This window comes from Microbacterium schleiferi (assembly GCF_020781975.1).
GTDB lineage: Bacteria > Actinomycetota > Actinomycetes > Actinomycetales > Microbacteriaceae > Microbacterium.
The window spans coordinates 34,272-44,217 of sequence record NZ_JAJGNI010000015.1; the positions used below are offsets into that span (position 1 = coordinate 34,272).

The 9,946-nt window shown below is 69.3% G+C and carries 11 protein-coding genes; 4 read left to right on the forward strand and 7 right to left on the reverse strand.

Features of this window, described 5'->3' with window-relative positions; all coding sequences use genetic code 11:
* Nucleotides 1–38 precede the first annotated feature (38 nt).
* From LL236_RS14130 to moaA, 4 genes are read left to right on the forward strand one after another with little or no spacing between them, the layout of a single operon-like run.
* Nucleotides 39–2,378 (forward strand): FdhF/YdeP family oxidoreductase, encoded by a 2,340-nt coding sequence (locus LL236_RS14130; RefSeq protein ID WP_228179468.1) that lies wholly within the window; start codon nt 39–41, stop codon nt 2,376–2,378.
* On the forward strand, nt 2,375–2,902 hold the full coding sequence (locus LL236_RS14135; RefSeq protein ID WP_228179469.1) for a MogA/MoaB family molybdenum cofactor biosynthesis protein: 528 nt from the start codon (nt 2,375–2,377) through the stop codon (nt 2,900–2,902). Before LL236_RS14130 ends, LL236_RS14135 begins: the two co-directional genes overlap by 4 nt.
* Nucleotides 2,902–3,339, forward strand: coding sequence for a molybdenum cofactor biosynthesis protein MoaE (locus LL236_RS14140; protein WP_228179470.1), 438 nt, complete (start codon nt 2,902–2,904; stop codon nt 3,337–3,339). The genes LL236_RS14135 and LL236_RS14140 overlap by 1 nt, the downstream gene beginning before the upstream one ends.
* A complete protein-coding gene (gene moaA, locus LL236_RS14145) occupies nt 3,336–4,436 on the forward strand; it encodes a GTP 3',8-cyclase MoaA (protein ID WP_228179471.1) in 1,101 nt (366 codons plus the stop codon). The genes LL236_RS14140 and moaA overlap by 4 nt, the downstream gene beginning before the upstream one ends.
* A gap of 152 nt (nt 4,437–4,588) precedes the next feature.
* Here the strand turns inward: moaA and LL236_RS14150 are convergent, their stop codons facing one another.
* The 7 genes from LL236_RS14150 to LL236_RS14180 form a co-directional block, all read right to left on the reverse strand.
* Nucleotides 4,589–4,822, reverse strand: a complete 234-nt coding sequence (locus tag LL236_RS14150; RefSeq protein WP_228179472.1) for a MoaD/ThiS family protein — start codon at nt 4,820–4,822, stop codon at nt 4,589–4,591.
* Complete coding sequence (locus LL236_RS14155) at nt 4,822–5,889, reverse strand: NTP transferase domain-containing protein (RefSeq protein ID WP_308017294.1); 1,068 nt, start codon at nt 5,887–5,889, stop codon at nt 4,822–4,824. The genes LL236_RS14150 and LL236_RS14155 overlap by 1 nt, the downstream gene beginning before the upstream one ends.
* The gene (gene moaC / locus LL236_RS14160) at nt 5,871–6,341 is read right to left on the reverse strand and encodes a cyclic pyranopterin monophosphate synthase MoaC (RefSeq protein WP_228179473.1); all 471 of its coding nucleotides are present in this window, start codon (nt 6,339–6,341) and stop codon (nt 5,871–5,873) included. The genes LL236_RS14155 and moaC overlap by 19 nt, the downstream gene beginning before the upstream one ends.
* Nucleotides 6,338–7,558 (reverse strand): molybdopterin molybdotransferase MoeA, encoded by a 1,221-nt coding sequence (locus LL236_RS14165; RefSeq protein ID WP_228179474.1) that lies wholly within the window; start codon nt 7,556–7,558, stop codon nt 6,338–6,340. Before LL236_RS14165 ends, moaC begins: the two co-directional genes overlap by 4 nt.
* Nucleotides 7,555–8,349 (reverse strand): HesA/MoeB/ThiF family protein, encoded by a 795-nt coding sequence (locus LL236_RS14170; RefSeq protein WP_228179475.1) that lies wholly within the window; start codon nt 8,347–8,349, stop codon nt 7,555–7,557. Before LL236_RS14170 ends, LL236_RS14165 begins: the two co-directional genes overlap by 4 nt.
* A gap of 170 nt (nt 8,350–8,519) precedes the next feature.
* On the reverse strand, nt 8,520–8,798 hold the full coding sequence (locus tag LL236_RS14175) for a DUF2277 domain-containing protein (RefSeq protein ID WP_228179476.1): 279 nt from the start codon (nt 8,796–8,798) through the stop codon (nt 8,520–8,522).
* Nucleotides 8,799–8,992: 194 nt separating this feature from the next.
* A complete protein-coding gene (locus LL236_RS14180) occupies nt 8,993–9,478 on the reverse strand; it encodes an endonuclease domain-containing protein (RefSeq protein WP_228179477.1) in 486 nt (161 codons plus the stop codon).
* Nucleotides 9,479–9,946: the final 468 nt, after the last annotated feature.

The following is a 9,946-nucleotide window of genomic DNA, read 5'->3' on the forward strand; positions in this document are numbered from 1 at the left end:
AGCCGCTCCCGCCGGAGAGTCCACCCGGAGAATCCACCATGGCAAAGTCCGCCCCCACCGCAGATATCGACGAGTCGAAGCTCCGTGTCTCGGCGCCCGCGACCGAAGCTGTCGGCGTTCCCGCCGTGATGCACGCCCTTGAGATGTCGATCGAGCAGATGGGCCTCGTGCGCAGCGCCCGGACGCTGCTGCGCGTGAACCAGAAGGACGGGTTCGACTGCCCCGGCTGCGCGTGGCCCGAGGAAGACAAGCGTCACATCGCCGAGTTCTGCGAGAACGGCGCGAAGGCCGTGGCCGAGGAGGCCACCGTGCGCCGTGTCTCTGCTGATTTCTTCGCGAAGCACTCGATCGCCGATCTTCTCGAGCACGACGACTATTGGCTCGGACAGCAGGGGCGCCTGGTCGAACCGATGATTCTCGACGAGGGGGCCACGCATTACCGTCCTGCCAGCTGGGACGAAGCGCTCGACCTGATCGCCGACGAATTGCGCGGGCTCGACAGCCCCGATGAGGCGATCTTCTACACCTCCGGCCGAACCTCGAACGAGGCCGCCTTCCTCTACCAACTGCTGGTGAGGGGCCTGGGCACCAACAACCTCCCCGACTGCTCGAACATGTGCCACGAGTCAAGCGGCGTCGCGCTGTCGCAGACGCTCGGCATCGGCAAGGGCACGGTGTCGATCGAAGACATCCACAACGCCAGCCTCATCATCGTCGCGGGGCAAAACCCCGGCACCAACCACCCGCGCATGCTGAGCGCCCTCGAGAAGGCGAAGATGAAGGGCGCGACGATCGTCGCCGTGAACCCTCTTCCCGAGGCCGGCCTCATGCGGTTCAAGAACCCGCAGATCCCGCGTGGTGTGATCGGTGACGGCACCCCGATCGCCGATGAGTTCGTACAGATCCGGATGGGCGGCGATCAGGCCCTCTTCCAGGCGCTCGCCAAGCACCTGCTCGAGCAGCACGAGCGTCGCGTCGACGCGGGAGAGCCCGGCATCCTGGATGCCGACTTCCTGACGCAGCACACGAGCGACTTCGCCGCCTACGCAGACCTCATTCAGGCGGCATCCTGGAGCGAGTTCGAGACCGCGACGGGGCTCACCGAAGCACGGATGCGGGAGATCGGCGATATTGTGATCGCGTCCCCCGCGACGATCGTGTGCTGGGCGATGGGCCTGACCCAGCACAAGCATTCGGTCGCGACGCTGCGCGATGTCGTCAACCTGCTGCTGCTGCAGGGAAACGTCGGTCGCCCAGGCGCCGGCGTCTGTCCCGTGCGCGGTCACTCGAACGTGCAGGGCGATCGAACCATGGGCATTTACGAGAAGATGCCCGAGCCGTTCCTGAAGGCGCTCGATGCGGAGTTCTCGTTCGACGCTCCTCGCAAGCACGGCTACGACACCGTCGAGGCGATCCGGGCCATGCGTGACGGCAAGGCGCACTTCTTCATGGGCATGGGCGGCAACTTCGTGTCGGCCACCCCCGACACCACCGTGACCGAAGCCGCCATGCGAAACCTGCGCTTGACGGTCGAGGTCTCGACCAAACTCAACCGCTCGCACCTCGTGACCGGCACACGCGCCGTCATCCTGCCGACCCTCGGCCGCACCGATCGCGACCATCGCGGCGGAATCGACCAGCGCGTGACGGTCGAGGACTCGATGGGCGCCGTCCACGCCTCGCGCGGGCGCCTGAAGCCCCCCGCCGACGACATGCTGTCGGAGGTGGCGATCGTGGCACGGATCGCCGAGCGCCTGTTCGCAGGGCCCAACGCCCTGCCGAACGCTCCGCAGGCCGATTGGAAGGCCATCGAAGCCGACTACGCAACAGTGCGCGCGCACATCGAGGCAGTCGTTCCCGGGTTCGACGATTACGAGGCGCGCATCGCAAAGGGCCGCACCTTCTTCCTCCCGAATGGCCCCCGCGACGAGCGCCGCTTCACCACGGTGACGGGTAAGGCGATCTTCACGGCCAACGAACTCGAGTATCCGAAGATCCCCGAGGGCCACCTGCTGCTGCAGACCCTGCGCAGCCACGACCAGTACAACACCACGATCTACGGCAAGGATGACCGGTACCGCGGCATCCGTGACGGGCGTCGCGTCGTACTCGTGAACAGCACGGATGCCGAAGCCGCGGGCGTCGCCGACGGCGAGATCGTCGACCTCGTATCGGTGTGGACCGACGGAACCGAGCGGCGTGCAGAGGAGTTCCGGGTGGTGCACTACGACACCCCCGTCGGAAACGCCGCCGCCTACTACCCCGAGACGAACGTGCTCGTTCCGCTGGACTCGACGGCCGACGGATCGGGTACGCCGACCTCGAAGTCCGTCATCATCCGGCTCGAGCGCCGGGGTTCGGAACAGCCGAGCTCGTGACAGCCGCCCCGGATGCCGCCACTGCTGCGCCCCCGGGCGGGGCAGGGGTCCGCGCTGCCGTCGTGACGGCATCTGACCGCGCGGCATCCGGGGAGCGTCCGGATGCGACAGGACCGGCTCTTGTTCGACGACTCGGCGAGGCTGGGTACGTGTGCGACGCGGCGATCGTCGTGGCCGACGGGCAGGACTCGGTTGCCGGCGGCATCCGTCGCGGGCTGGATGCCGGTGCCCGGGTGATCATCACGACCGGCGGCACCGGAGTCGGCCCCCGCGATCGCACCCCCGAAGCGACCCGGACCGTGATCGACCGGGAGGTTCCGGGCCTTGCCGAGGTGTTGCGGCGCGAGGGCGCGGCATCCACGCCGATGGCGGCGCTCTCGCGCGGGATCGTCGGTGTCGTCGACGGGCCAGGCGCCGTGATCGCGAATCTGCCCGGGTCGACGCGCGGTGCCGCCGAGGGCCTCGAGACGCTGCTCCCGCTGCTGCCGCACGTTCTGGACCAGCTCACGGGCGGGGATCACTGATGGCAGACGCCATACGGATCGCGCGGATCAGCGATGAGCCCCTCGACCTCGCTGCGCACATCGCGGCGGTGTCGGGTCCGACCGCCGGCGGGATTGCGACCTTCGTCGGCACGGTCCGCGACCACGATCCGGGCGCACGCGGTGAGGTGACGCTGCTCGAGTACTCGTCACATCCGGACGCCGAGCGGATCCTGGGCGGTATCGCGGCGTCATGTCTCGCGGAGACTGAGGCCGAGTGCGCCATCGCCGTCACGCACCGCATCGGAAAGCTCGGTGTCGGCGATCTCGCCGTCGTCGTCGCGGTCTCAAGCGCCCACCGCGCTCCCGCATTCGAGGTGTGCCGGGCACTGATCGAGCGCATCAAGACCGACCTACCGATCTGGAAGCGCCAGCACGAGCACGACGGCACCGCGAGCTGGGTGGGACTCGACGCATGAGTGCCGTTCCCCTGCCCCTGCCGACGACGCTCGCTCGCCCCGGCGGCGTTGATGCGACGTACGCCGAGCGGGCGGCGCCCGGCTCGCGCGGGCAGTTGGTCGACAGGTTCGGCCGGGTGCACCGGGACCTGCGCATCTCGCTGACTGACCGGTGTTCGCTCCGCTGCACCTACTGCATGCCGGAGCAGGGCGTCGAGTGGCTCGCGAAGAGCAGCATCCTGACGACAGACGAGATCGTGCGGGTCGCGGGAGTGCTCGCAAGCCTCGGGATCGTCGAGGTTCGACTGACCGGCGGGGAGCCGCTGCTGCGTCGCGACATCGTGGACGTCGTTCGGCGTGTCGCCGCGATCGAGGGCGTCGCGGGTCCGCTCGAGGTGTCGATGACCACCAACGGACTGAAGCTCCCCGAGCTTGCCGAGCCGCTACGCGAGGCCGGTCTTGCGCGGGTGAACGTGTCGATCGACACGCTGCGCCGCGACCGCTTCGCTGAGCTGACGCGCCGCGACCGTCTGGATGACGTCTTGTCCGGCATCCGTGCCGCCCGCCGTGCCGGCTTCGCACCCCTCAAGCTCAACGCGGTGCCGATGCGCGGCGTCAACGACGACGAGATCGTCGACCTGGTGCAGTTCGCGGTCGACAACGGGGCTCAAATGCGGTTCATCGAGCAGATGCCGCTGGATGCCGGCCACACGTGGTCTCGCTCCGAGATGGTCGATGCGGGTGAGATCCTCGACAAGCTCACGCGGCGCTTCACGCTCACGCCGATCGGCGAGCGCGGTTCGTCGCCGTCGCAGGACTACCTCGTTGATGGCGGACCGACCACGGTCGGGCTCATCGCGTCGGTGTCAGCACCGTTCTGCGGTGCGTGCGACAGGGTGCGGTTGACTGCCGACGGGCAGATCCGCAACTGCCTGTTCGCCCGCGAGGAGTCCGATCTGCTGCCGCTCCTGCGCGGCGCGGAGGGCAGCTCGCCCGCGGATGACGACGCCATAGCCGACCTGCTACGCCGGTCGATCGCGGGCAAGCGCGCAGGCCACGGCATCGACGACCCCGGATTCCTGCAGCCCCAGCGCCCCATGAGCGCGATCGGCGGCTGACCCCACCATCCGTGCCAGTCCGCTGCGGGCCCGCACCTTCCGCGAACCCACAACCTCCGCGCCGAACCCACGCCTTCCGCACCCAAGAACGTGTGGGGTCGGCGCGAGACCTGTGGGTTCAGCGGCCAAGATCCGGCGAAGTTCGGGCGCGCTCAGCCGCCGGCGAAGGGCGGCAAGATGTCGACGACATCGGATGCCGACAGCGGCATATCGGCGTCCGTGCGCTCTCCGTTGACGAGCACCGCACACCGCGGCAGCACGAATCCGAGATGTTCGTGGTCGGTCACCACCGCAGCGCGCAGGGCGTCCAGCGTCTGCTCGCCGCGGATCTCTTCCTCGGCACCTGCTGCTTCAGCCGCGCCGGCAAAGTAACGAACCGTCGCCATCAGACTCTGCCCCCGCCGCTGTGGGGGGCACGCCCTTCTGCCCACGCGCCGGCGAGCGCGACGACCTCGGCGAGGGCCGCCGCCGTATCCTCGGGGCTGCCGCCTGCACGGCCGGCAACCAGCCCCGCGACGAAGGCGCTCAGAGGCGCGGCGGGGCGTGCAACGTCATGCGCGACATCGCGTGCGAGGTCGAGCACGAGCGCGATCGGCACCTGCTCGGCATCCAACCCGAAGCGATCACGCAGCACCGAGGACCACTCATCGAGTGCTTCGGGCGGAAGGGTGCGGTCGTTCATGCTGGCTCCTGACTCTCGAGACCGGGCACGGGAGAGATCCTGCCACGTGTCGACGTCGGTCGTCACCCCAGTTGTATCCGGCAGATACCGACATCGCAGGTCGGCGAACAGGTCGCTCATCCGCGCACCCACCGGCTCTGTCTGTCGCGCGGCAGCGTCGACGAGCGCCTGCGTCCGAATCCGTGCACAGAGCCACTGGCGGCGACCTGCACGGTCCACGAGCACGACCCCGTCGGCTCCCGCGGCGTCATCGAGGCCCGCCGCGAGAAGGGCCGCCACGGCGCGATCGCCCGCGGCGAGGTCACCGGCCAGCAGCAGGACCTCATCGGCGTACACGCGGCCGATCGCCGCGGCGATCGCCGCTACCGGCCCGCCTCCTGCCGGTTCCTCGCGCATCACCACGAGATGTGACGGTCCCGAACGCAGGATGAGAGACGTATCCGCATCCGATGACGCCGCTTCGAGCGGGATTGATCCTGCGTTCGGCTCGCTGTCGACGAGCTCGTGCCCCGCCGCAGGGTTCACGGGCGGCGCCCCGACGACGACGACTGTGCCGTCGCACACAGCCCGTGCGGCCTGGACCGTGCGGCTGAGCAGTGACCGCCCCGCTACCGTCAGGGCGGTCTTATCGACCCCGCCCATCCGTGATGCTCGGCCTCCCGACAAGATGATCGCGCCGAGCCGCGCTCGCGAGCCCGCGACGGGCGCAGGTAGGCCCGGCGTCGAAGCCGAATCCTGGCCGCTTCCGGGCGTCACTCCTCGCGTGTCCACGATCCTGAGCGGCCGCCCTCCTTGGCGGTGATGCAGGCATCCGTGATCGTGACGGTGCGGTCGATGCCCTTGACCATGTCGAACACCGAGAGCGCGGCGACGGTCACGGCGGTGAGCGCCTCCATCTCGACCCCGGTGCGGTCAGCAGTGCGCACCGTCGCCGTGATGCTCACCCCGGCGTCCTCGATCTGCAGATCCACGACGACGCCGTGCACCCCGATCACGTGCGCGAGCGGAAGCAGCTCGGGTGTGCGCTTGGCGGCCTGGATTCCGGCGATCCGCGAGACGGCCAGCACATCCCCCTTCGGCACACTGCCGTCACGCAGCGCAGCGACGGTGTCTGGAGCCATCGTGACGAAGGCGCGGGCGGATGCGGCACGCACCGTCGGCTGCTTGCCGGTCACATCCACCATGCGGGCGTGACCGGACTCGTCGAGGTGCGTGAAACTCATGTCACCAGCATGACATCGACGAGGTCGCCGGCGGCTACCTCCTCGACGGACGCCGGGACCACCGCCCACGCCTCGGCGAGCGCGAGTGCGCCGGCACGGTGGGAGCCAGATCCTCCGGCGGTCGCGGGACGAACGGTCCATGCCGCAGGGTCGGACCGATCGATGGCGACGGGCATGAACTGCTCGCGGGCTGGCGGGGTTCGCCATCCGTCCGACACCGCCAGGCGGATGACGGGGCGCAGCACATCACGTCTTCCCTGCATCCGCAACAGCGCCGGGCGCACGAAGGCCTCGAACGACACAGCGACGCTCACGGGGTTCCCGGGCAGGCAGAACACCGGGATGCCGCCGATGGCGCCGTGCCCCTGCGGCTTGCCGGGCTGCATCGCGACGGTGAGGAACTGCACGCCGGTCGGTTCGAGAACGTCCCGCACCACCTCGTAGGCGCCGACGCTTGCCCCACCGGTGAGCACGATCGCATCCGGGGCGTGGGCTTCGACGCTGGCGAGCACCCGCCGCAACACGGCCGGGTCATCGCCGACGCGGATGAGCTCGGTGACGACAGCATCTGCGCCCCGCACGAGTCCGTCCAGCAGCACCCCGTTCGACTCGGGGATCTGCCCCGGCCCGACAGGGTCGCCGGGAGCTACCAACTCGTCGCCGCTGGCGATCACAACCACGCGCGGAGCCGGTCGAACGAGAACGGATGCTGCACCTGCCGCTGCCGCGGCCGATCGCTGCAACGCACCCAGTCGCTCCCCCGCGGCAACCACGACATCACCGACCGAGACATCGTCGCCTTGACCACGAATATGCGCGGCGGGCGTCGGCTGCGCGTCGAGGTGAATGAGCGACCCGGGGGCGACATCGCGGAACGGCTCCGCGGTCTGTTCGTGCGGGACGATGGCATCGGCTCCGGCCGGAAGCGGCGCTCCCGTCATGATCCGGGCCGCTTCCCCGGGGCCGATGCTCGCGCCGGGGGCGACGCCTGCCGGGATATCCACGACGACGGTGCGCCGCCCACCCCCGTCGCCCGCTCGGACTGCGTAGCCATCCATCGCGGAATTGTCGAAGGCGGGGATCTCGAGCGTTGCGACAACAGGTTCCGCGGTCGTGCGACCCCAGGCATCCGTGATCGGCATCCGAACCGCGGTCAGGACGGTGGTCGCCGCGAGGATCGCGTGGCGATGCTCGGCGACAGTGCGAGTGAAACTCATACGTGGGAGGGCGTAGAAAGGGCGGATGCCGAGCGGACCGGGAGTTCTCGCATCGTTCCGGCGAGGGCGTCGATGACGGCGATCCGACCCAGAAGCGGGCGCCCCTCGCCGACGATGAGCTTGATCGCCTCGGATGCCATCAGCGAGCCGGTCTGCATGCACACCGATGCGAGCACCCCGACGTCCTCACACGTGACGACCTGTCCGGTCGAACCGGCCGGGAACAGGTCGCTCAGGCGCACCGGATCGGTGCCGGCCGGCGGCTCCGACCAGAACACCGTCACCTGCGACCAGAACTCCAGTACGCTCCCCCACACGACCGGCAGCCCGAGCTCTGCGGCTGCGGCATCCACGACGTCGCGGGTCTCGAAGGTGTCGGACCCGTCCAGCACGAGGTCGTAGTCAGACAGGATCTCGCGCGCGTTCGCCGCTGTCAGGCGCACCGGATGTTCGATCACACGCACGTCGGGTGCCAGGCCGCGTGCACGAGCCGCGGCACTTTCCGTCTTCGGCTCGCCCACGGTCTCGACCGAGTGGATGATCTGCCGATGCAGATTGGTCAGGTCCACGACGTCGTCGTCGATGATCCCGATCGTTCCGACGCCGGCCGCGGCAAGCGCCAGAATGACGGATGACCCGAGTCCGCCGGCTCCCACGACCGCGACGCGAGCTGCGGCGAGGCGGCGCTGACCCAGGTCGCCGATGGCGATGAGTTTGCGGTGACGCGCCGTGCGGTCGCGTTCGGCATCCGTCAGGGCCTCGACGGGCTCGACGAGCGGGGGAAGTGACATGTCCCTACGCTAGCCCCGCACCGGCGCCCGCGGTCCGGCGGGCGCGCAGCCACACCAACTGCGCAGAATCGCACCACCTCCGCATCCGCAGGCCGGAATCCTGCGAACTTCGCGCGGTTCTGCGAGCTTGGGCCGCGCGGGCAGCGGGCGAACGGATGCCGCGAGCTGCCCTAAGCGACCGAGTAGCGCCCCGATGCGACGGCGCGCGCACGAGCCTTGGCGGCCTCTTCTTCGCGGTTTTTCGGCGGCGTCACGGCGACGAGGTCGTCGAGCAGGTGCTGGGTGGCGTGGGCGATCTCGTGGACGGCGCGGTCGAAGGCATCCTGGTTCGCCTTGGACGGCTTGGTCGTCCCGGCGATCTTGCGCACGTACTGGAGGGCTGCAGCGTGAACCTCATCCGAGGTCGCGGCGGGCTCGAAGTTGTGGAGGGTATGGATGTTCCGGCACATGCCCCGACCCTACGCGCGCGCCCGCGGCTCGACCACCCCGTACCGGGGCCGAGCTTGGCACCGCGAAGTTCGCAGAGTCACGCCAACTCCGCACGATTGCCGCCGCATCCTGCGAACTTGGCGTTTGGGGACATGCGCGGAACGGGGCAGTCCGCACGTGCGAGCACAGGCGCGGCGGGCAGTAGCGGGCGTGGTCAGGATGCGAGGTGCAGGCGGGCCGCGAGGGCGCGACGGATGCTGCGCTCAACCGCCGGCCAGTCGTGAACGATCTGCGCGTAGCTCAGGCGCATGACGGTGTATCCGCGAAGCACAAGCTCGGCGTCGTGCGCGATGTCCTTCGTGCGCTGTGCGCTTGAGGAGTGATGGGCGAACCCGTCGATCTGCAGCACGAGCCTCTCGCCGATCAGAAGGTCGACGAACCGTCCGGCGATCCTCGCCTGTTGCACGACCGGAACCCCCCAGCGGCGCAGCGGCAGGACGACGAGGGTCTCCAGCCCTGAATCAGAGAGCCCGACAACCTCCCCGGCCAGGTCTCGCGCGGCCCGCGAGGTCCAGGGGATGCGCCTGAGCGCCTCCGGCGCAAGCCCCTCCACACGAACCGCGGACTCCCACACGGCGAGAGCAGCGTCGTGGGGGACGCATCCAGCGACGTGAGCCAGCGCATCCTCGACGGTCGCCATGAGGCCCCATCCTGGCGGGGAGAGAGGGATCGTCCAGTGGAGCCGTCCTGGCCATCCGTCAGGCAGGCGCGCGGAACCGGAGCCGGGAACCATATGCACGTGGGGATGCAGATCCATGTCGGGCGGCATCCACCACCCCCGTCTGCGCGCAAGGGACAGACACGAAAGCCGGCCGCCCGCGGTGGCCGCCGTGACGAGATCCGGCGCCGCTTCCGGAAGGGTCACCCACGCACGACGGATGACTCGCGCCCTCCCGTCCCGTACGAACCCCGCAAGGCCGCGACCCTGTACCCAGCACGCAGGATGTCGCTCCGGTGCGCGATTCCGCCACGTTCCCGCAACCACTGTTCGAGCTCTGGCGTCACACCGCCAGTGTGCGTCGCCGGCGGGTGGTCAAGTCCCGTGGCGTGGTGTCATTTCGTTGTTTCCTGTTGGGGGGTGGTGGTCAGGCGGTGAGGTAGAGCTCGG